Source organism: Pseudomonas sp. LB3P31, from assembly GCF_054897945.1.
The window spans coordinates 2,236,445-2,258,688 of sequence record NZ_CM142710.1; the positions used below are offsets into that span (position 1 = coordinate 2,236,445).

The following is a 22,244-nucleotide window of genomic DNA, read 5'->3' on the forward strand; positions in this document are numbered from 1 at the left end:
TTTTTGGACATTCACAAAATGGGGGTGCACCCCTCCCCTGTAGGAGTGAGCCTGCTCGCGATGGCGTCCCCCCGGTATCAAGGCAGAAACCGGCACCCCGCACCACCAGGCCACACACCAAAGAAGCCAAAACAACAACCACCGATCCGGGCTGCGCCTCGAAGGCCCCGCCACGGTTTCGGACATCCGAAATCTGCCGATTTTCCGGAGCCAACACATCATGAGCGCATCACCCGATCTCTCCGCCGCCGACAGCGATGCCGAGCAGCTACGCAAGCTGGGCTACACCTCCAACTTCAATCGCAGCATGAGCCTTTGGGAAAACTTCGCCCTGGGCTTCACTTACCTGTCTCCGGTCGTAGGGGTTTATACCCTGTTCGGCCTGTGCCTCGCCGCTGGCGGGCCGCCGATGTTCTGGGCCTATCTGCTGGTCGGTTGCGGCCAGTTGCTGGTGTGCCTGATCTTCGGTGAAGTGGTCTCGCAATTCCCCATCTCCGGCGGCGTCTACCCATGGGCGCGTCGCCTGGTGGGCAAGCGCTGGGCGTGGATGGTCGGCTGGATCTACTCCATCGCCCTGTGCGTGACCATCGCGGCCGTTGCAGTCGGTGCCGGCCCGTACCTGGCGGCCATGCTCGGTTTTGAACCGAGCAACAACACCAACATCGTCATCGCGCTGGTGCTGACGCTGTTCGCCACCCTGGTCAACCTGAGCGGCACCAAGGTGCTGGCACGGATCGCCATGTTCGGCTTCCTGTGCGAGCTGGTCGGCGCGGTGATCGTGGGCGTCTACCTGCTCGTCTTCGAGCGCCATCAACCGCTCAGCGTGTTGTCCAACACCTTCGACATCAGCATCAACGGCTCGTACCTGCCGGCCTTCCTCACCGCTTCGCTGGCAGGGATGTTCCTGTACTACGGCTTCGAGGCCTGCGGCGATGTCGCCGAAGAAACCCCGAACCCGAGCAAGCAGATTCCGGTGGCCATGCGCATGACCATCTACATCGGCGGCATCGCGGCGATGTTCGCCTGCCTGGCGCTGATCCTCGCCGTGCCGGATATGCAGGCGGTCATCAACGGCACCGACAAGGACCCGGTCAGCACCATCCTCAACAATGCCTTCGGTCCCCTGGGCTCGAAAATGGTCATGGGCGTAGTGATGATTTCCTTCATCTCCTGCGTCATCAGCCTGCAGGCCGCGGCGAGTCGTCTGCTGTACTCCTACGCACGGGATGAAATGGTCGTCGGTAGCTCGCTGCTGAAGAAGATTTCTCCTACGACCCAGGTTCCAGTGGCGGCCCTGTTCGTGTCCGGCGTCCTGCCTGCCCTTATCATTGTGCTGGGCTTTTTCCTGCAGGACGCGGTAGCCACGATCGTCAGCTTCGCGGCCATCGGCATCTACCTGGCGTTCCAGATGATCGTGCTCGCGGCGCTGTATGCGCGCATGAAAGGCTGGAAACCGAGTGGCAAATTCACCCTGGGCGCCTGGGGCTGGGCGGTCAATATCGGTGCGCTGGTCTATGGTGTCAGTGCCATCATCAACATGGCCTGGCCACGCACGCCGGATGCGGCGTGGTACGTCAACTACGCCATGGTATTGAGCACCGCCATCGTCATCGGCCTGGGCCTGCTGTACATGTGGCTCGCCAAACCCTACGACCACGGCACCGCGCCTGCGGGCGATGCCTGGAAAGTCAGCCGGTAACGGCTCTCGCCCCGACACCTGTGTGGGTGCCGGGGCGATTTATCAAAACCAACAAGGATTGACCATGGATATCACCCGCCGCGACTTCCTCAACGGCGTTGCAGTCACCATCGCTGCCGGCATGACGCCACTGCAGATTCTCCAGGCAGCCCCCGATGGACGCTACTACCCTCCGGCCCTCACCGGCCTGCGCGGGAGCCACGTAGGCTCCTTCGAAATAGCCCACCAGCTGGGCTGGGAGAAGAAAGTCTTCGATACCGACAAGCTGCCCATCGCCGAGGAATATGACCTGGTGGTTGTAGGCGGCGGCCTCAGCGGTCTGTCGGCCGCGTGGTTCTACCGTGAGAAACATCCGAAAGCACGCATCCTGATTCTGGAAAACCACGACGACTTTGGCGGTCACGCCAAGCGCAACGAATTCTCCGCGGGTGGTCGCACGATCATCGGCTACGGTGGCAGCGAAGCTTTCCAGTCGCCCAATCACCTGTACAGCAAGGAAGTGAACGGCCTGCTGAAAAAACTCGGGGTCGACATCAAGCGTTTCGAGACCGCGTTCGACCGCCAGTTCTACCCCGACCTGGGCTTGTCCCGCGCTGTCTTCTTCGACAAGGAGAACTTCGGCGAAGACAAACTGGTCAGTGGCGATCCAACGCCGATGGTCGCGGACGACATCGCACCGGACCAGCTCCACGCACGTTCGATCACCGATTTCATCAACGATTTTCCGCTGCCGCAAGCCGACCGCCAGGCGCTGATTGCCCTGCACACGACGCCCAAGGACTACCTGACCGGCAAGACCATCGAGGAAAAAACCGCACACCTGGAAGCCACCAGCTACCAGGATTTCCTGCTCAAGGACGTAGGACTTTCGGCCCAGGCGGTGAAGTACTTCCAGAGTCGCACCAACGACTTCATGGCACTGAGCATCGACGCCGTCGCCGCTGCCGACGCGTATTCGGTAGGTTTCCCAGGCTTCAGTGCGATGAATCTGCAGCCCATCAGCGAAGAAGCCAAGGCGGAAATGGAAGAGCCCTACATCTACCACTTCCCCGACGGCAACGCCTCGCTTGCGCGCTTGCTGGTGCGCAGCCTGATTCCGGCAGTGGCACCCGGGCATACGATGGACGATGTGGTGCTGGCCGCGTTTGATTACGCCAAGCTCGACCAACCCAAGGCCCCGGTGCGCATTCGCCTGAACAGCACGGCGGTCAGCGTGCGTAACGTTGGCAGCGGCGTGAACGTCGGCTACAGCCGCGGCGGTCAGCTCAGCCAGGTGCGAGGCAAACACTGCATCATGGCCTGCTACAACATGGTCATCCCCTACCTGCTGCGCGACCTGTCCGCCGAACAGTCCCACGCGCTGAGCCAGAACGTGAAGTTCCCGCTGGTCTACACCAAGGTGGTGATCCGCAACTGGCAGTCGTTCCAGAAACTGGGTGTGCATGAAATCTATGCCGCGACCCAACCCTACAGTCGCATCAAGCTCGACTACCCGGTGAGCATGGGCGGCTACGACCACCCACGCGATCCGACACAACCCATCGGCCTGCACATGGTCTACGTGCCCACCAGCCCCAACAGCGGCATGAACGCCCGCGACCAGGCGCGTGCCGGCCGCGGTCGGCTGTACGGACAATCGTTCGAGCAACTGGAAGCGCAACTGCGCGATCAACTGCAACGCATGCTCGGCCCTGGCGGCTTCAACCACCAGACCGACATCCTGGCGATCACGGTCAACCGCTGGTCACACGGCTACGCGTACTTCTCCAACAGCCTGTTCGACGATTCGGATGAGAGCGAAAAACTGATGAACCTGGCGCGTCAGCCAGTCGGTCGAGTCAGCATCGCCAACTCGGACGCGGCATGGAGCGCGTATGCGCATGCGGCGATTGATGAGGCGTATCGAGCGGTGGGGGAAATCGGGTAAGCGCAAAAGACTCGGCCGTAACTCTCGTTACGGCCGATCCCCTGCCTCGTCAAAACCGCGACACTGTTCGCATCGCGTCTACCAGGTAACGCATCGCAATCCGGTCGCTCTCCGACAGGTCGCGATATTGCTCCACCAATTTCATTTCCTCCGAACTCAATCGACGCCTTCGACGACTGACATTGAAGCAGGGGAATATCCCCAACATTTCGGTAAAACCTTGTACTTTCGCCATGGACGACGTCCTTTCACAAGTCAGAGAAAACCTAAATACCCATCGCCGCTTTCCAATTTCGCAGCCACCGGCCTGAAGGGCAGAAACCGGTCATGCCCATAGAATAGAAAGTTAATCGGCGCTGAAAAGGGGTTTTTAGAGTAATTAGTCGAAAAAAGCAGAAATGCCCTCAAATTCAGAACGGTCTGTCAGAAAAATCACCGACATTTCTTGTTTCATTGCCAACCTGTCCTAATGCCATCAATCAATTTTGCTCTGCTACCGAACGGTTTAAGCTAGTTGGCATCTGTTAAGAGACCGTTGCGTTTGGCCGAAGGCATGTCCGAACCCCATTTTTGATCCAGCACGTGCCAGGAACGGCGCGGGATTGTTCACGACAGGTTTACTTATGCACCGCAGGAATTTGCTCAAAGCGTCCATGGCCATTGCGGCCTACACAGGCTTGTCCGCTACAGGACTGCTAGCCTCCCGGGCCTGGGCCGCGAGTGGCACGGCTGATGGCGATGCCCAGGCATTCGACTTCGAAGCGCTGAAGATCCAGGCCAAGCAACTTGCCGGCAATCGGTACCAGGACACCAAGCAGCTGCTGCCACCGACCCTGGCAACCATGACTCCGCAGAATTTCAACGCGATCCGCTACGACGCCGATCATTCCTTGTGGAATGACCTGAACGGGCAGCTCGACGTGCAATTTTTCCATGTCGGGATGGGCTTCAAGCAGCCGGTGCGCATGTACAGCGTGAACCCCATGACGCGCCAGGCCCGCGAGGTGCACTTCCGCCCTTCGCTGTTCAACTACGAGAAAACCACGGTGGACACCCAGCAGCTCAAGGGCGACCTGGGTTTCTCCGGATTCAAGCTGTTCAAGGCTCCGGAGCTGGACCGTCACGACGTGTTGTCCTTCCTCGGCGCCAGCTATTTCCGCGCAGTGGATGCGACCGGCCAGTACGGCTTGTCGGCACGCGGACTGGCGATTGATACCTATGCCAAGAAGCGTGAGGAATTCCCCGACTTCACCAAGTTCTGGTTCGAGACGCCGGACAAGGACAGCACGCGCTTCGTGGTCTACGCCCTGCTGGACTCGCCGAGCGCCACGGGTGCCTATCGGTTCGACATCGACTGCCAGGCCAGCCAGGTGGTCATGGCCATCGACGCGCACGTCAATGCGCGCACGGCCATTGAACAACTGGGTATCGCACCGATGACCAGCATGTTCAGCTGCGGCACCCATGAGCGGCGCATGTGCGACACCATCCATCCACAGATCCACGACTCCGATCGTCTGGCCATGTGGCGCGGCAACGGCGAGTGGATCTGCCGTCCGCTGAACAATCCGGCGACCCTGCAATTCAATGCCTTCGCCGACACTGATCCCAAGGGTTTCGGCCTGGTGCAGACCGATCACGAATTCGCCAACTATCAGGACACGGTCGACTGGTACAGCAAGCGCCCGAGCCTGTGGGTAGAACCTACAACCGCCTGGGGCGAAGGCTCCATCGATCTGCTGGAAATTCCTACAACCGGTGAGACCCTGGATAACATCGTCGCGTTCTGGACCCCGAAAAAACCGGTCGCCGCCGGGGATTCGCTGAACTACGGCTACAAGCTCTACTGGAGCGCCTTGCCACCGGTGGGCACGCCTCTGGCGCGGGTCAACGCCACGCGGTCGGGCATGGGCGGTTTTACCGAGGGCTGGGCACCGGGCGAGCACTATCCGCCAGTCTGGGCGCGGCGGTTTGCCGTGGACTTCAATGGCGGCGGGCTGGATCGCTTGCCGGAAGGTACCGGGATCGAACCAGTGGTGACCTGTTCGAATGGCGAGGTGAAGGATTTCAGCGTGCTGGTGCTGGACGACATCAAGGGTTATCGCATTCTCTTTGACTGGTACCCGACCAACGACAGCGTGGAGCCGGTAGAGCTGCGGTTGTTCATCCGCAGCAATGACCGGACGTTGAGTGAGACCTGGTTGTACCAGTACTTCCCGCCTGCTCCGGACAAGCGCAAGTACGTATGACCGGATAGAAACCGACCACCTAAGGCACCGTCACTGTATTGGCATACCCTGTGGGAGCAAAGCTTGCTCGCGATGGCGGTCTGATGTTCAACATCCATGCTGAATGTTACCCCGTCATCGCGAGCAAGCTTTGCTCCCACAGAGATCACCGCCTTGCAGGAGCCAACCTGACTTCAGTCGCGCAAGTCCGACTCATGAATCGGCTGATCCCTATGCGTCGCCCGCTGATACTGCGCCGGCCAGACGGCCTTGCGCCCGCCCAGGTCATCGTCGGCATGCAACGGCCAATACGGATCACGCAACAACTCGCGAGCAAGAAAGATGATGTCCGCCTGACAGGTCCGCAGAATGTGCTCCGCCTGCGCCGGCTCGGTAATCATTCCTACGGTGCCGGTCGCGATGCCTGACTCCTTGCGCACCCGTTCGGCGAAACGGGTCTGATAACCCGGCCCTGTAGGAATTTCCGCATTGACCGCCGTACCGCCTGACGACACGTCGATCAGGTCCACGCCCAATGCCTGCAGGCGACGCGCCAGCTCGACGGTTTCATCCGGATTCCAGCCATCCTCCACCCAGTCAGTCGCCGACACCCGCACAAACAGCGGTAACTCTTCGGGCCACACCGCCCTCACCGCTTCAGTGACCTGCAGCACCAAGCGGATACGGTTCTCGAAGGAGCCGCCGTATTGGTCCCGGCGCTGATTACTCAATGGGGACAGGAACTGGTGCAGCAGGTAACCGTGCGCCGCATGCACTTCCACTACCTTGAAACCGGCCACCAGCGCGCGTTTTGCCGAGTCGACGAAGGCCTGAATGATCTCGGCGATCGCGCCCTCATCCAGCTGAGTGGGTTGGGTGTGCTGTGGGTCGAAGGCGATCGGCGACGGCCCGACCGGGACCCATCCGCCATCATCTACCTTGACGCTACCATGCTTGCCAAGCCACGGCCGGTACGTGCTGGCCTTGCGCCCGGCGTGCGCCAGCTGAATACCCGCTACCGCGCCTTGGGCGGCGATGAAGCGGGTGATGCGTTGCAGGGGTTCAATCTGTTCGTCATTCCAGAGGCCCAGGTCCTCGGCGGTAATGCGGCCATCGGCAGTGATGGCCGTGGCTTCGGTAAAAATCAGGCCCGCGCCGCCGACCGCGCGGCTGCCAAGGTGAACCAGGTGCCAGTCATTGGCCAGGCCATCGACGCTGGAGTATTGGCACATGGGAGAAACCGCGATGCGGTTGAGCAGGGTTAGCTGGCGCAGCGTGTAGGGTTCAAGCAGCAGACTCATGGGGCACCTCTCGAATCAGTGGGCAGGCTCCAGGGTTCTGTTTGACAGTCGACGAGTGACAGTAAAGAGATGCAGCACCCGCCCCCGCGGGTAAAAATTGACGAGACGTCACAAGGAAAATCAAGCAGTGCTTAGAGCCTAGTCGACATCGGGGGATCGGGGTGGGTTCAGAGTGATTTGCCGGCAGGAAGATCGCATCGCGAGCAGGCTCACTCCTACAGGGGAATGTGGCGTTCACAATCCACCTGTAGGAGTGAGCCTGCTCGCGATAGCCTTAACGCGGTTCTATGTGGGCAATCATCAACTGCACGGTTTCATTGCCACGAAACTCGTTGAGATCAAGCTTGTAGGCCAGCTCCACCCACTTGATGGTTGGATTGGGCCAGATGTCGCGATCGATGCCGAAAGCGATGCCATCGAGTTTCACCGAGCCGCACTCGCTCTTGAGCACCACTTTGAGGTGCCGTTCGCCTACCACACGCTGTTCGACCAGCTGGAACACGCCATGGAACAGCGGCTCAGGGAAATGCTGGCCCCAGGGGCCGGCGTGACGCAGGGCGCGAGCCAGCTCCAGGTGGAACTCTTCAACCGCCAGGGTGCCGTCCGACAGCATGCGCCCCGTCAGGTCTTCTTCGCGCAGCTGCCGGCGCACTTCAGCGTCGAACGCCTCGGCAAACAATGGGAAATTCGCCTCCGGCAGGGTCAGGCCCGCCGCCATGGCATGGCCGCCGTACTTGCTGATCAGCGTCGGATGCTGCGCCGCCACTACGCTCAGGGCATCTCGAATATGAAAGCCCTGCACCGAGCGGCCCGAGCCCTTGAGCAGGCCATCGCCGGCATCGGCAAAGGCGATGGTCGGACGGAAGTAACGCTCTTTCATGCGCGACGCGAGGATCCCGATCACGCCCTGATGCCACTCCGGATCGAACAGGCACAAGCCAAAGGGCATGGACTCGACCGGCAGATCCTTGAGCTGGGCCAGCGCTTCGCGCTGCATGCCCTGTTCGATGGATTTGCGGTCCTGGTTCATGCCGTCCAGCTGCACCGCCATTTCCCGGGCCAGATCCTGGCTGTCGGTCAGCAGGCATTCAATGCCCAGACTCATATCATCCAGGCGCCCCGCCGCGTTCAGGCGAGGGCCAACGATGAAGCCGAGGTCAGTGGAGGTGATACGCGCGTGGTCACGCTTGGCCACTTCGAGAATCGCCTTGACCCCCGGCCGGGCGCGACCGGCGCGAATTCGCTCAAGCCCCTGGTGCACCAGGATCCGGTTGTTGGCATCCAGCGGCACCACGTCGGCAACGCTGCCCAAAGCCACCAGGTCGAGCAACTCGCCGATGTTCGGCTGCGGCTTGGTAGCGTACCAGCCGAGATCCCGCAGGCGCGCGCGCAAGGCCATCAATACGTAGAAAATCACCCCGACTCCGGCCAGCGCCTTGCTTGGAAAAGCGCAGCCTGGCTGATTCGGATTGACGATGGCATCGGCCAGCGGCAACTCATCGCCGGGCAAGTGGTGGTCGGTGACCAGCACCTGCAGCCCGGCCTTTTTCGCCGCCGCCACGCCCTCAACGCTGGAGATGCCGTTGTCCACGGTGATCAGCAGTTGAGGCGTGCGGGTCAGCGCCACTTCGACGATTTCCGGGGTCAGCCCGTAGCCATATTCGAAACGGTTCGGCACCAGATAATCGACGTGGGCAGCGCCCAGCAGGCGTAGACCCAGCACGCCCACGGTACTGGCCGTGGCACCATCGGCATCGAAGTCGCCGACGATCAGGATGCGCTGGCGCTGCTCCAGGGCGGTCACCAGCAAGTCCACCGCAGCGTCGATACCCTTGAGCTGCTGGAACGGGATCAACCGCGCCAGGCTCTTGTCCAGTTCGGCCTCGGACTGCACGCCGCGAGCGGCGTACAAGCGGGTCAGCAGTGGCGGGATATCCCCGAGGAAAGGCAGGACGGCGGGCAGCTGGCGATGTTCGATGCGCATGGGGTGACGGATGCTTCTCTTGATTACGTAGGAAAAAACCGATTATCGCGACAGGCTGAAGCCAATCAGCCGCGTTCGCCGCTCAGCCACTGCAGCTGGACTTCATGCTGACCACGGTCGTCGGTTACAAAAATCGTCCCTTCGCTGATCATCACGTCCCACTTGATCACGCGGGGCATGTCCTTGGCCAGGGTTTCCAGCACGTCCTGGGGAACAGCAGCGATGTGCACGTTTTTCAGGTTCTTGATCGCCGGGATCACCTTGGTTTCCCAGACGCGCAGGCTGCCGTAGGCCAGCAGGCTGGTACGTTCAGTGCGCCGCGAGCACCAAGTCAGGCGATCGGCATCCGGCTGGCCGACTTCTATCCAGTGCAGGACGCGATCATCCAGGCTCTTTTCCCACAGGGCAGGTTCGTCTACGTCCGACAGACCGCGACCGAAAGACAGCTGCTCGTTGTACCAGAAGGCGTAGGCCAGCAGCCGCACGGTCATGCGCTCTTCGGTTTCCGAAGGGTGACGGGCGATGGTCTGCTTCACGCTCTCGTAGACGCTGCGGTCGAGATCGGTAAGGTTCAGTTCAAACTTGTAGGTCGTGGACGGCTGGGCCATGAACGGGCTTCTTGATACGAGGAAAGGCGGCAAGTCTAACCGATGCGACGACCAATCAACGAATTGAAGCGATGAACCTTGGGCGACTGACGCCCGGCTATGCTAAAACGCTCTACCAGTCAGCCTTTGTCCTACAGGATCCAGCATGTCGTTCTCCGCCAAACCGCTCTCAGGCCTGAAAGTCATCGAATTGGGTACCCTGATCGCCGGGCCCTTCGCGTCGCGGATATGCGGCGAGTTCGGTGCCGAAGTGATCAAGGTCGAATCCCCGGACGGCGGTGATCCATTGCGCAAGTGGCGCAAGATGTATGAAGGCACCTCGCTGTGGTGGTTCGTTCAGGCGCGCAACAAAAAGTCCCTCACGCTGAATCTCAAGCACCCCGAGGGCCTGGCCATCCTGAAGAAACTGCTCGGCGAAGCCGACATCCTGATCGAGAATTTTCGCCCGGGGGTCCTGGAAAAACTCGGCCTGGGCTGGGACGTCCTGCACGCCTTGAATCCCAAGCTGGTGATGGTGCGACTCTCGGGGTTCGGCCAGACCGGTCCGATGAAGGATCAACCGGGGTTTGGCGCCGTCGGCGAGTCCATGGGCGGACTGCGCTACATCACCGGCTTTGAGGACCGTCCGCCAGTGCGCACCGGCATTTCCATCGGTGACTCGATTGCTGCGCTGTGGGGCGTGATTGGCGCACTGATGGCCTTGCGGCATCGTGAGGTCAACGGTGGCCTGGGCCAGGTCGTTGACGTGGCACTGTACGAAGCCATCTTCGCGATGATGGAAAGCATGGTGCCGGAGTTCGATGTGTTCGGCTTTATTCGTGAACGCACGGGCAACATCATGCCGGGCATCACGCCCTCCTCGATCCACACCAGCGCCGACGGCAAGCACGTGCAGATCGGCGCCAATGGCGACGCGATCTTCAAGCGTTTCATGCTAATCATCGGTCGCGAAGACCTGGCCAACGACCCTGCCCTGGCCAGCAACGACGGGCGCGACACCCGCCGCGACGAACTCTACGGGGTGATCGACCGCTGGGCCAACTCGCTGCCGCTGGACGCCATCATCGAGCAATTGAACCAGGCAGAAGTACCGGCCAGCCGGATCTTCAGCGCCGAAGACATGTTCGGTGACCCGCAGTACCTGGCCCGGGAAATGTTCCTCAAGGCCAAGTTGCCGGACGGCAAGGAGTTCAAGATGCCCGGGATCGTGCCGAAACTCTCTGATACACCGGGGTCATCGGAATGGGTCGGGCCGCAACTGGGCGAACACAACTCGCAGGTACTCAACGACCTTGGCTACGACCCGGCACAGATTGCCAGGCTGCGCGAAGACGGAGCCATCTAAGCTGAAGCGCCTGCTGTGTTCAGCCCTGCACAACCGCCATGCGCTGGCGGTTTTCGCGCTGCTGGCCGGTTTGGCGGCCCCCGTCGCAGCCCAAGCTAAGGAGACGCTGATCTGGCTGCTACGCGATCTGCCGCCGACGATGATCTTCGAAGGACCGAAAAAAGGTCAGGGCATCGTTGACCGGATGCTGCCGCTGCTGATCGCCGGTATGCCACAGTACGAACATGTGTTGATGCGGGTCAACCGCGCCCGCGGCATGCAGATGCTGCAGGAAGAATCATTTACCTGCGATCCCGCGCTGGTCTGGACCAAAGAGCGAGCGCAGTGGATTGCTTTCTCCAGCGCGGCCTTCCGCGCCGTCCGCAACGGCCTGGTGGTGCGCCAGAATGATCGAGCGGTGCTGGATGAATTTGTTGTCGACGGCGAAGTCGACCTGGCGCCGCTGCTGACCAGCGGTAAAACCCAAGTCGGCGTAGTGGCCGAGCGCAGTTATGGCCAGCCCATTGACTCGCTACTCAAGCAAGCCCCATCCGGCACGCTGACTGCGCACCACGGCAACGACGCCATCGCCAGCCTGCTGCAGATGCAGCGCCTGGGTCGCCTGCAGGTGGTGCTGGGTTACTGGCCGGAAATCCGTTACCTGGCCAATCGCGGCCAGATTGCCGACGACCAGTTGGCATTCCTGCCCATCAAGGGCTCGGACAAATTTCTGTCGGGGTACATCGGCTGTTCCAACACGGCCCAGGGCAAACAGGCGATCAGCGACATCAACCAGCTGCTGCGCACCCTGCCCCGCGAATCCCTGGACCATCTCTACGCAGACTGGCTCGATCCGCAAATGCGCAGCGACTACCTGCAAGACACTCGGGCTTTTTTCGAGCACCAGCCGCAGCCGTGACAAATCCCGGGCAAAAAGAAACCCCGAGAAGTGGGGAGACGACTCGGGGTTAAACGTGGTCTACATAAAGACCAGTAACAGCAAGCGGCAAGCACCGGAGCACAATGCTTGATCCTGCTGTTACATGCTCTGACTAACTTTCAAGCAAAAAGGTTCCCGCAGAATTCGATTCAATTTCGATTGGCGATCAGCTTGTCCTGTGCAGCATTGCGCAACGCGGCGATAACGCAGGGCTCCAGCCGGCCTTCGGCAATCATCAGGTCGCGGTGCAAGCCGTCGACCACATCCGTGAGCAGGCGCTTGTCGCTCAATTGAGCCAGGTTGAACAGCCGTTCGACCACGATGGCACCGGTCGAACTTTTCAGGGTTACCAGGCATTCACACTGGATGCCCGACGGAGTCAGCGTGACTTGATACGGGCTCAGAGCCTCACCGAGCAATAGACTGATACTTTCCATCTCGATCACCACTCAATAGTCCGAAAACAAAGTGCCTGGGGCAGGTCTACATTAAATGACCACCGGCCCGGGAAGAAAGTTCTGGATGACAACTGCAGCAGCGTCGACGCCTCTGGTTGATGAAGCATGCATGGCAAAGATGACAGGGAAAAAACAGCGGCGCCCCACATCAACAAAAAACCCGTCGGAAGACGGGCTTTTTAATGTAACCGCTTCGACGCTTACAACGGTTTGCCGCGATTGCCATGCTGGCTGACGAACGCCTGGACGGCCTTCAGGTCGTTTGGCAGGACGGTGCATCGCTCATCGCGTTCGAACAGGTCGGCGAGGTGTACCGGCAGCTCCAGCGCCTTGCCGACGCCGGCCTTGAGCACTGCATCCGGGAACTTGACCGGGTGCGCTGTGCCGAGGATCACCATCGGGATGTCCAGGCTGCGACGGCATTCGCGGGCGGCCTTGACGCCGATCGCGGTGTGCGGATCGAGCAGCTCGCCGGTTTGCGCGTAGACCTCGGCGATGGTTTCGCAGGTTTGTGCATCGTCCACGGCCAGGGAATCGAACAACTTGCGCGCTTCGGTCCAGCGCTCTTCTTCAACGCTGAAACCGCCGCCTTGCTTGAAGCTGTCCATCAGCCCGGCAATCGCCGCGCCGTTACGACCGTGCAGGTCGAACAGCAGACGCTCGAAGTTCGACGAGACCATGATGTCCATGGACGGCGACAGCGTGGCGTGCAGGGTTTCCTTGACGTACTGGTTGCCGCTCATGAAGCGGTGCAGGATGTCATTGCGGTTGGTAGCGACGATCAACTGGTTGATCGGCAGGCCCATGTTGCGCGCCAGATAGCCAGCGAAGATATCGCCGAAGTTGCCGGTCGGCACCGAGAACGACACCGACCGAGCCGGGCCACCCAACTGCAGGGACGCGTGGAAGTAGTAGACGATCTGGGCCATGATCCGCGCCCAGTTGATCGAGTTCACCGCCACCAGGCGAGTGCCCTTGAGGAAGCTCTGGTCGGCGAAGCTGGCCTTGACCATTTCCTGGCAGTCATCGAAGTTGCCTTCGATGGCGATGTTGTGGATGTTCTCGCCAAAGATGGTGGTCATCTGCCGACGCTGCACTTCAGACACCCGGTTGTGCGGGTGCAGAATGAAGATGTCGACGTTTTCGCAGTGCTTGCAGCCTTCGATGGCGGCCGAACCGGTATCACCGGAGGTGGCACCGACGATCACCACGCGCTCGCCGCGTTTTTCAAGCACGTAGTCGAGCAGGCGACCGAGCAGCTGCAGGGCGAAGTCCTTGAACGCCAGAGTCGGGCCGTGGAACAGCTCCAGCACCCATTCGTTGCCGTTCAGTTGGCGCAACGGCGCTACGGCACTGTGTGAGAACACGCCGTAAGTCTCTTCCAGAATCTTTTTGAAATCGGCGTCCGGAATGCTCCCGACTACAAATGGGCGCATCACCCGGAAGGCCAGCTCGTGATACGGCAGGCCGGCCCAGGAAGCGATTTCTTCCTGGGTGAAACGGGGCAGGCATTCCGGCACATACAGGCCGCCGTCCGTGGCCAGACCGGCCAGCAGGACGTCTTCGAAATTCAGGGCCGGTGCCTGGCCGCGGGTACTGATATAACGCATGACTGGCTCCAATAGACAGTGTTCGCAAACCCGGGCCCGCGCGCGGGCCCGGTGAACGATAACGGCTTAGTTCAGGTGCTCTACACGGATCCTTACAACCGGTCCAACGACACCCGTCAGCGCTTCGAGGGCGGCGATCGCGTCGTTCATGTGCTGTTCCAGCACACGGTGAGTCAGCAGGATCATCGGCACCAGGCCGTCATGTTCTTCGACTTCTTTCTGCATGATCGATTCGATGTTGATGCCGCGCTCCGACAGGATGCTCGCGACTTGCGCCAACACGCCTGGATGGTCCTTGGCCTGGATCCGCAGGTAGTAGGCACTTTCGCAGGCTTCGATCGGCAGGATCGGGTGGGCCGACAGCGAATCCGGCTGGAAGGCCAGGTGCGGTACGCGGTTTTCCGGGTCGGAGGTCATGGCGCGAACCACGTCCACCAGGTCGGCGATCACCGAGGAAGCGGTCGGTTCCATACCAGCACCGGCGCCGTAGAACAGGGTCGAACCGGCAGCATCACCGTTGACCATTACCGCGTTCATCACACCATTGACGTTGGCGATCAGACGATCGGCCGGAATCAGCGTCGGGTGCACGCGCAGCTCGATACCGGCGGCGGTGCTGCGAGCCACACCCAGGTGCTTGATGCGGTAGCCCAGCGCTTCGGCGTAGTTCACGTCAGCAGTGGTCAGCTTGGTGATGCCTTCGGTGTAGGCCTTGTCGAATTGCAGCGGAATGCCGAATGCGATGGACGCCAGGATCGTCAGCTTGTGAGCTGCGTCGATGCCTTCGACGTCGAAAGTCGGATCGGCCTCGGCATAACCCAAAGCTTGCGCTTCGGCGAGCACGTCTTCGAAGGTGCGACCTTTCTCACGCATTTCCGTGAGGATGAAGTTGCCGGTGCCGTTGATGATGCCGGCGACCCAGTTGATACGGTTGGCCGACAGGCCTTCGCGGATCGCCTTGATCACCGGGATGCCACCGGCCACAGCTGCTTCGAACGCCACGATCACGCCTTTCTCGCGTGCCTTGGCGAAAATTTCGTTACCGTGAACGGCAATCAGTGCCTTGTTCGCGGTGACCACATGCTTGCCATTCTCGATGGCCTTGAGTACCAGCTCACGGGCAACGGTGTAGCCGCCCATCAACTCTATGACGATGTCGATCTCAGGGTTCGTGGCCACTTCGAAGACATCGTTGGTAATCGCAATACCGGTCGTTTGGAACTGAGGCTTTGGCGTGCGCATGGCAATTTGTGCCACTTCGATTCCACGCCCGGCACGACGAGCAATTTCCTCGGCGTTGCGCTGAAGTACGTTGAAGGTACCGCCACCGACGGTTCCTAACCCACAGATGCCTACTTTGACCGGTTTCACTGTGAACTCCCCATAAAACGGCCGACGCAAGGTCGGCCGTGAAAACAACCGCATGCTCGCGGTTCTCTATTAATGGCCCGGCGTAACTGCCGCCAGACCATGATCGTCAAAGGCTGACCATGACGATGCGAATTTACTTCGCGCCCAGCGCCAGTTTGGCGACTTGTGGCGCAGGCTGGTAGCCCGGAATGACTTGACCATCAGCCAAAACGATGGCCGGTGTACCGTTCACGCCGATCGACTGACCGAGGGCGAACTGCTTGGCAACCGGGTTCTCGCACTTGGCGGCCTTGATTTCCTTGCCGTCGACCATTTTATCCATGGCCGCTTTTTTGTCCTTGGAGCACCACACCGCCTGCAGCTGTTCATCACCCGGCGAGCCCAGGCCCTGGCGCGGGAACGCGACGTAGCGCACTTCGATGCCGCGCTTGTTCAGCTCGGGTACTTCGGCGTGCAGCTTGTGGCAGTACGGGCAGGTGGTGTCGGTGAATACGGTGATGTGTGACTTGGTTTCACCGATGGCCGGGTAGACCACGGTTTCCGCGACCGGAATCGCGTTGACCAGCTTGGACACGCCCAGGCGCTCGGTCTTCTCGGTGAGGTTGACCGGCTTGCCGTCGGTGAGCTGGAACATGTTGCCCTGAACCACGTACTGGCCATCGGCGCTGGCGTAGAGCACCCGGCTGCCTTGCAGACGTACTTCGTACAGGCCGGCCAGCGGGCTGGCGGCGATGCTTTCTACCGGAACCTCAAGCTGCAGGTTTTCCAGGCTTTTACGAATGGCTTTGTCGGCCGCGTCATCGGCGACGGCAAAGGTGCTGACCAACGCAATGGCTGCGGCGGCGAAAATCTGGGTCAGACGCATGTTAACTCCTGAAGGCGGACAAATGGGACGACCAGAACGCCAGTGCCGAAACACCGGGTCACAACCGCCCACCGTGCAAACCGGCAAAGCCTATCACATAAGGCCCGTGGGGCCGAATGCGGCTGTCGCAAGACATGTTGAGAGTACGGAAGAACCTGTAGGAGTGAGCCTGCTCGCGATAGCGGCAATCCTGACAACACAATGGTGACTGACAAACCGCCATCGCGAGCAGGCTCACTCCTACAGGGATTTTGTTCAGCCCCTGGGGTGATGTTTGGCGTGCAGGTCCTGCAGGCGGGCGCGGGCGACGTGGGTGTAGATCTGGGTGGTCGACAGGTCGCTGTGGCCGAGCAACATCTGTACCACGCGCAGGTCGGCGCCATGGTTGAGCAGGTGCGTGGCAAAGGCGTGGCGCAGGGTGTGCGGCGACAGCGACTTGCCGATCCCCGCCACCTTGGCCTGGTGCTTGATCCGATGCCAGAACGTCTGGCGGGTCATCTGTTCACCGCGCAGGCTGGGGAACAGCACATCACTGGGACGCCCGCCCAGCAATTCGCCACGGGCATCGCGCATGTAGCGCTCGATCCACACAATCGCCTCCTCCCCCATCGGCACCAGGCGCTCCTTGCTGCCCTTGCCCATCACCCGCAGCACGCCCTGGCGCAGGTTGACCTGTTCCAGGGTCAGGCTGATCAACTCCGTCACGCGCAGGCCGCAGGCATACAGCACCTCCAGCATCGCCCGATCGCGCTGGCCGATGGCCTCGCTCAGGTCCGGAGCCTTCAGCAGCGCTTCCACGTCGGCTTCCGACAGCGACTTCGGCAATGGCCGGCCAAGTTGCGGCATGTCGATGCGCAAGGTCGGATCGACCGCGATCAACTTTTCCCGCAGCAGGTAGCGATAAAAGCCACGCACCCCCGAGAGAAATCGTGCAGTGGAACGGGGCTTGTAGTTTTGCTCGAGGCGCCACGCCAGATGATCGAGGATCAACTCGCGACCAGCGTTGATGAGCTCCAGTCCCTTGTCCTGCAGCCAGCCGTTGAACAAGGCCAGATCGCTGCGATAAGCGTCGCGGGTGTTATCGGACAGGCCTTTTTCCAGCCACAACGCGTCGAGAAACTGGTCTATCAAAGGATGATCGATGGCGGGCATAGAGGCTCAGGTCACTGGAAAACTGGAGGCAAGTCTTTCATAGCCTGCTGAGGCTTTATAGAGCCTGATGTAAACGCGGCGCTTGATAGACCGATTCGCGGGCAAGCCACGCTCCCACAGGCTTGTCCCAGGTAAATCGCAGGCAACAAAAAAGCAGCCCGTAGGCTGCTTTTTTCTGCATCGGGAAGCTGGACTTAAGCCAGTTTTTCCTTGATGCGAGCTGCTTTACCGGACAGGTCACGCAGGTAGTACAGCTTGGCTTTACGTACGTCACCGCGACGTTTAACGGCCATGCTGTCGATTTGCGGGCTGTAGGTCTGGAAAGTACGCTCTACGCCAACACCGTTGGAGATTTTACGAACGGTGAAAGCACTGTTTACGCCGCGGTTACGCTTGGCGATAACAACACCTTCGAACGCTTGCAGACGCGAACGGTCGCCTTCCTTCACTTTCACCTGAACGACAATAGTGTCGCCCGGGGCAAAGGTAGGGATTTCTTTGGTCATCTGCTCTGCTTCGAGTGCAAGGATGATTTTGTTAGTCATGCTGTGCTCCTAAGGTAAATCAACGGATTTACCATCGATACGTTGTTAACTATCGTCCCGCTCGCGGATGTATTCCTCGAGCAGCTTCTTCTCTTCTCCAGAAAGCGAGCGGCTTTCCAGAAGATCGGCGCGTCGTTCAAAGGTCCTACCAAGGGACTGCTGTAAACGCCAACGCCGGATATGCGCGTGATTGCCACTTAGCAACACGTCGGGAACACGCTGATCCGCATACACCTCAGGTCGGGTGTAGTGCGGGCAATCCAGCAAACCATCCGTAAAGGAATCTTCCTCGGCGGAGTCCGCATGCCCTAAAGCTCCAGGCAGCAGTCGTGTAACCGCATCGATCAGGACCATCGCCGGCAGCTCGCCGCCAGACAGTACATAGTCGCCAATCGACCACTCTTCATCGACATGAGCATCAATAAAACGCTCGTCAATGCCTTCATAGCGGCCGGCAATCAGGATCAGTGCATCCGAATTCGCCAACTCGCGTACCGCCGACTGAGTCAGTTGACGGCCTTGGGGGGACAGGTAAATCACCTTCGCCGCCTCCCCGGCTGCTGCCTTGGCCTGAACCAGAGCATCTTCCAGGGGCTTGATCTTCATCACCATGCCCGGGCCACCGCCAAATGGGCGATCGTCCACAGTGTGATGTCGATCCGTCGTGTAGTCTCGCGGATTCCAACAGGTAAGCTGCAACAACCCCTGTTTCACCGCACGACTGGTGATGCCGTACTCGCTGATGGCGGAGAACATCTCGGGAAACAAACTGATCACTTCTACGCGCAAGTTAGCCACGCTTAGAAGTCCGCATCCCATTCCACCTTCATCTCGCCTGCTGCGAGGTCGACTGCCAGCACACATTGCTCCGTATAGGGCAACAGGCGTTCGCGATCGTCCAGGCTGCCAGCGCAAGGCTTGACCACCATTACATCATTGGCGCCGGTTTCCAGAAGATGATCGATTTTCCCGAACAGTTGCCCGAGTTGATCAATGACCTTCAGACCTTCGAGCTGGTACCAGTAGTACTCGCCGTCGGTCAATTCAGGGAACAGGTTGCGCGGCACGCAGATCTCATAACCGGCCAGAAGACGAGCTTCTTCACGATCATCGAGACCCTTGAGCTTCGCGACCAGGAACTTGTCGTTCCCACGTCCGCTGACCAGCTCAACCTGCTTAACATTACCTTCGCGCTTGAGCGTCCAGGTTTTGTACTGCAACAGGTTTTCAGTCGGATCAGTAAAGGAATAAACCTTCACTTCGCCGCGAACGCCATGAACAGAATAAATCTTGCCGATAACGATCAAATCATCAGCAATGGCAGGCGTCGCGTTCATATTGCTCAGGCCGCAGCCTTAGATGCATCCTTCAACAACTGAGCAACGCGCTCAGAAGGTTGTGCACCAACGCTCAGCCAGTAGGCTACGCGCTCTTGGTTCACGGACAGACGAACTTCCTGACCACGAGCAACAGGGTTGAAGAAACCAACCTGTTCCTTGTGCGAACCGTCGCGCGGGTTGCGGCTGTCGGTTACGGTCAAGTGGTAAAACGGGCGCTTTTTGGAGCCGCCAAGGGCAAGACGGATTGTTAGCATGTGAACATCGTTCCTGTAGTCGGTGCTGCAAATCTAAAGGCACAGCGGGCATAGGTGCCCGAAAGGCCGCATATTCTAAGGAATATCCGGACTTTTGCAAATGTCTTTTTCCGGCGGCCTATCGGACGCCATCCAGATTTGCTATAGAGCCGTCGTTGAAAACGGCCAGTCAGCTCCCGCCAAGTGCGGGTTTGCTGTGTATCCCCACCTCCGTGTGGGTTAGCGCCGACATAAATGCCGGCGCGAATTCTTTACATTTTCGGCATGCCGCCGCCGGGCAACATACCGCCCATGCCGCGCATCATTTTGGCCATTCCGCCTTTCGCGGAGAATTTCTTCATCATCTTCTGCATCTGCTTGTGCTGCTTGATCAAGCGACCGATATCCTGCACCTGGGTGCCGGAACCCATGGCGATCCGACGTTTGCGCGAACCGCTGATCAGCTCAGGGTCGCGGCGCTCGGCCGGGGTCATGGAATTGATGATGGCTTCCATCTGCTTGAATTGTTTCTCTGCCGCGCCCTGGGCATTGCCCATCTGCGCCAGGTTCACGCCACCGATGTTCGGCAGCTTGTCCATGAGGCCGCCGAGGCCGCCCATGTTCTTCATCTGTTGCAGCTGATCACGGAAGTCTTCGAGGTCGAAGCCCTTGCCCTTCTTCAGCTTCTTGGCGAGCTTGTCGGCCTTGTCCTTGTCGAGGGTCTGCTCGGCCTGCTCGATCAGGCTGAGCACGTCACCCATGCCAAGGATGCGCGAGGCGATACGCTCAGGGTGGAACGGCTCGAGCGCTTCGCTCTTCTCGCCCATACCGATGAACTTGATCGGCTTGCCGGTGATGGCGCGGACCGACAGTGCGGCACCGCCACGGGCGTCGCCGTCGACCTTGGTCAGGATAACACCGGTCAGCGGCAACGCATCACCGAAGGCCTTGGCCGTGTTGGCGGCGTCCTGGCCGGTCATGGCGTCGACCACGAACAGGGTTTCCACCGGGTTGATCGCGGCGTGCAATGCCTTGATCTCGCCCATCATCTCTTCATCGATGTGCAGGCGACCGGCGGTATCGACGATGACCACGTCAATGAACTTGAGCTTGGCTTCTTTAATAGCCGCTTGCGCGATATCGACCGGCTTCTGGCTCAGGTCGGACGGGAAGAAGGTGACACCGACTTCACCGGCCAGCATTTCCAGCTGCTTGATGGCCGCCGGACGGTAAACGTCCGCAGACACCACCATCACCGACTTCTTCTTGCGCTCTTTAAGGAAGCGCGCAAGTTTACCGGCGGTGGTGGTTTTACCCGCGCCCTGCAAACCGGCCATCAGCACGACAGCTGGCGGCACGGCACTCAGGTTCAAATCTTCGTTGGCCGCGCCCATCAGGCTTTCGAGTTCGGCCTGGACGATCTTCACGAAGGCCTGGCCCGGGGTCAGGCTGCGCGACACCTCGGTGCCGACGGCGCGTTCCTTGACCGAATTGACGAAGTCCTTCACCACCGGCAAGGCGACGTCGGCTTCGAGCAACGCCATGCGCACTTCACGCAGCGTGTCTTTGATATTGTCTTCGGTCAGCTTGGCCTTGCCGGTGACATGGCGCAGCGTCTGCGAGAGACGGTCGGTTAAGTTTTCAAACATTGCGCGATCCTTTCAGGCCCTGTGTAGACCGGGATAATGGCGGCCCAGACCGGAATAAACGTGTGCTCGGCGAGCCTGCGGCGTGGGCAGGTCGCGGATTATAGCGAAGACTGCGTCTGGCGGACACCTCGCACTTTCGTGTGATGAGGGTTCTATGCCAAACTCAGCGCCTTTCGGGCTTGCCTAACAGGATTTATGCTCCCCTTGTCACCCAGCTTGCTTACCACCCTCGCCGCCGCCTGCTTATACGCCGCTGCGACTCTCTATCAGGGCTCTCGCCTGGCCACTGGCGCCAAGGCGAACAAGCGCCTGCTGGTTACGCTCGGCGTTCTGGCGGTCCTGGCCCACAGCGCCAGCCTGTTGACCCACCTGTTGACGCCGATCGGCCTGGGCCTGGATTTCTTCAGCGCCGCCAGCCTGATCGCCGCAGCGGTCATTGCCCTGACCCTGCTGGCCTGTTCGCGGATCCCGGTGGAGAACCTGCTCGTCCTGCTGTTCCCGCTGGGCGCCGCTACCGTGCTGCTGGCGCAGTTCGCCCCCGCCGGCACCGTGCAGATCATCGACGAAGCGCCGGGCATACTCGCGCACATCCTGCTGTCGATCCTCGCCTACGGCATGTTTACCATCGCGGTGTTCCAGGCCTTGCTGCTGCTGGTCCAGGACCACCAGCTCAAGCACAAACACCCGTCCGGTCTGATCAAGAATTTTCCGCCACTGCAAACCATGGAAAGCCTGCTGTTCGGCTTCCTCTGGGCCGGCTGGACCCTGCTGTCGCTATCGCTGATCTCCGGATGGCTGTTCGTCGAGAACCTGTTTGCCCAGCACCTGGTGCACAAGACCTTGCTGGCCTGCCTGGCGTGGATCGTCTTCAGCGTGTTGCTGTGGGGGCGCAATCGCCTCGGCTGGCGCGGGCACAAAGCCATCCGCTGGACACTCGCCGGTTTCTGCCTGCTGATGCTGGCCTATTTCGGCAGCAAGCTGGTCCGTGAATACATCCTGCACATCTGACG

The 22,244-nt window shown here is 60.1% G+C and carries 20 protein-coding genes; 6 read left to right on the forward strand and 14 right to left on the reverse strand.

The features are described 5' to 3' along the window. Positions 1-220 precede the first annotated feature (220 nt). Together ACYZTK_RS10200 and ACYZTK_RS10205 are read left to right on the forward strand one after the other, a co-directional pair. Positions 221-1,699: an APC family permease gene (locus tag ACYZTK_RS10200; RefSeq protein ID WP_462014322.1), complete on the forward strand. Its 1,479-nt coding sequence runs from the start codon at positions 221-223 to the stop codon at positions 1,697-1,699. Between the two features lie 64 nt (positions 1,700-1,763). Beyond that, positions 1,764-3,626, forward strand: a complete 1,863-nt coding sequence (locus ACYZTK_RS10205; RefSeq protein WP_462014323.1) for an NAD(P)-binding protein — start codon at positions 1,764-1,766, stop codon at positions 3,624-3,626. Positions 3,627-3,675: 49 nt separating this feature from the next. Here the strand turns inward: ACYZTK_RS10205 and ACYZTK_RS10210 are convergent, their stop codons facing one another. Beyond that, the gene (locus ACYZTK_RS10210; protein WP_462014324.1) at positions 3,676-3,861 is read right to left on the reverse strand and encodes a hypothetical protein; all 186 of its coding nucleotides are present in this window, start codon (positions 3,859-3,861) and stop codon (positions 3,676-3,678) included. Between the two features lie 388 nt (positions 3,862-4,249). Here ACYZTK_RS10210 and ACYZTK_RS10215 point away from each other — a divergent pair, with 388 nt between their 5' ends. After that, complete coding sequence (locus tag ACYZTK_RS10215) at positions 4,250-5,875, forward strand: glucan biosynthesis protein D (protein ID WP_462014325.1); 1,626 nt, start codon at positions 4,250-4,252, stop codon at positions 5,873-5,875. A gap of 173 nt (positions 5,876-6,048) precedes the next feature. Here the strand turns inward: ACYZTK_RS10215 and ACYZTK_RS10220 are convergent, their stop codons facing one another. The 3 genes from ACYZTK_RS10220 to ACYZTK_RS10230 form a co-directional block, all read right to left on the reverse strand. Further along, positions 6,049-7,155: an NADH:flavin oxidoreductase/NADH oxidase gene (locus ACYZTK_RS10220; RefSeq protein ID WP_462014326.1), complete on the reverse strand. Its 1,107-nt coding sequence runs from the start codon at positions 7,153-7,155 to the stop codon at positions 6,049-6,051. A gap of 274 nt (positions 7,156-7,429) precedes the next feature. Further along, positions 7,430-9,139 carry a single-stranded-DNA-specific exonuclease RecJ gene (gene recJ, locus ACYZTK_RS10225; RefSeq protein WP_462014327.1) on the reverse strand — a complete coding sequence of 570 codons (1,710 nt, stop codon included), beginning with the start codon at positions 9,137-9,139 and terminating at the stop codon, positions 7,430-7,432. 65 nt (positions 9,140-9,204) lie between these two features. Next, the gene (locus tag ACYZTK_RS10230) at positions 9,205-9,747 is read right to left on the reverse strand and encodes a YaeQ family protein (RefSeq protein ID WP_008151638.1); all 543 of its coding nucleotides are present in this window, start codon (positions 9,745-9,747) and stop codon (positions 9,205-9,207) included. Positions 9,748-9,892: 145 nt separating this feature from the next. On the opposite strand from ACYZTK_RS10230, the gene ACYZTK_RS10235 reads away from it, so the two are divergent. Further along, complete coding sequence (locus ACYZTK_RS10235; protein WP_462014328.1) at positions 9,893-11,092, forward strand: CaiB/BaiF CoA transferase family protein; 1,200 nt, start codon at positions 9,893-9,895, stop codon at positions 11,090-11,092. Then, on the forward strand, positions 11,040-11,990 hold the full coding sequence (locus ACYZTK_RS10240) for a TIGR02285 family protein (protein WP_462014329.1): 951 nt from the start codon (positions 11,040-11,042) through the stop codon (positions 11,988-11,990). The genes ACYZTK_RS10235 and ACYZTK_RS10240 overlap by 53 nt, the downstream gene beginning before the upstream one ends. 170 nt (positions 11,991-12,160) lie before the next feature. On the opposite strand, the gene ACYZTK_RS10245 is transcribed toward ACYZTK_RS10240, so the two are convergent. The 10 genes from ACYZTK_RS10245 to ffh all read right to left on the reverse strand — a co-directional run bounded on the left by ACYZTK_RS10245 (position 12,161) and on the right by ffh (position 21,234). Continuing rightward, positions 12,161-12,448 (reverse strand): DUF3509 domain-containing protein, encoded by a 288-nt coding sequence (locus ACYZTK_RS10245; RefSeq protein WP_462014330.1) that lies wholly within the window; start codon positions 12,446-12,448, stop codon positions 12,161-12,163. Positions 12,449-12,669: 221 nt separating this feature from the next. Continuing rightward, a complete protein-coding gene (gene thrC, locus ACYZTK_RS10250; RefSeq protein WP_462014331.1) occupies positions 12,670-14,079 on the reverse strand; it encodes a threonine synthase in 1,410 nt (469 codons plus the stop codon). Between the two features lie 66 nt (positions 14,080-14,145). Beyond that, the gene (locus ACYZTK_RS10255) at positions 14,146-15,450 is read right to left on the reverse strand and encodes a homoserine dehydrogenase (protein WP_027924910.1); all 1,305 of its coding nucleotides are present in this window, start codon (positions 15,448-15,450) and stop codon (positions 14,146-14,148) included. Positions 15,451-15,583: 133 nt separating this feature from the next. After that, positions 15,584-16,315: a bifunctional protein-disulfide isomerase/oxidoreductase DsbC gene (gene dsbC / locus ACYZTK_RS10260; protein ID WP_462014332.1), complete on the reverse strand. Its 732-nt coding sequence runs from the start codon at positions 16,313-16,315 to the stop codon at positions 15,584-15,586. A 255-nt stretch (positions 16,316-16,570) separates the two neighbouring features. Next, complete coding sequence (xerD, locus tag ACYZTK_RS10265; protein ID WP_462014333.1) at positions 16,571-17,467, reverse strand: site-specific tyrosine recombinase XerD; 897 nt, start codon at positions 17,465-17,467, stop codon at positions 16,571-16,573. A 194-nt stretch (positions 17,468-17,661) separates the two neighbouring features. Beyond that, complete coding sequence (gene rplS, locus ACYZTK_RS10270; RefSeq protein ID WP_003175895.1) at positions 17,662-18,012, reverse strand: 50S ribosomal protein L19; 351 nt, start codon at positions 18,010-18,012, stop codon at positions 17,662-17,664. Positions 18,013-18,057: 45 nt separating this feature from the next. After that, positions 18,058-18,831, reverse strand: a complete 774-nt coding sequence (gene trmD, locus ACYZTK_RS10275; protein WP_201200902.1) for a tRNA (guanosine(37)-N1)-methyltransferase TrmD — start codon at positions 18,829-18,831, stop codon at positions 18,058-18,060. Beyond that, positions 18,813-19,349 (reverse strand): ribosome maturation factor RimM, encoded by a 537-nt coding sequence (rimM, locus tag ACYZTK_RS10280; protein ID WP_462014334.1) that lies wholly within the window; start codon positions 19,347-19,349, stop codon positions 18,813-18,815. The genes trmD and rimM overlap by 19 nt, the downstream gene beginning before the upstream one ends. Positions 19,350-19,354: 5 nt before the next feature. Beyond that, on the reverse strand, positions 19,355-19,606 hold the full coding sequence (gene rpsP, locus ACYZTK_RS10285) for a 30S ribosomal protein S16 (RefSeq protein WP_010463010.1): 252 nt from the start codon (positions 19,604-19,606) through the stop codon (positions 19,355-19,357). A 251-nt stretch (positions 19,607-19,857) separates the two neighbouring features. Beyond that, positions 19,858-21,234, reverse strand: a complete 1,377-nt coding sequence (gene ffh, locus ACYZTK_RS10290; protein WP_008014733.1) for a signal recognition particle protein — start codon at positions 21,232-21,234, stop codon at positions 19,858-19,860. Positions 21,235-21,429: 195 nt separating this feature from the next. Here ffh and ACYZTK_RS10295 point away from each other — a divergent pair, with 195 nt between their 5' ends. Further along, positions 21,430-22,242, forward strand: a complete 813-nt coding sequence (locus ACYZTK_RS10295; protein ID WP_462014335.1) for a cytochrome C assembly family protein — start codon at positions 21,430-21,432, stop codon at positions 22,240-22,242. The last annotated feature ends 2 nt before the right edge of the window (positions 22,243-22,244 follow it).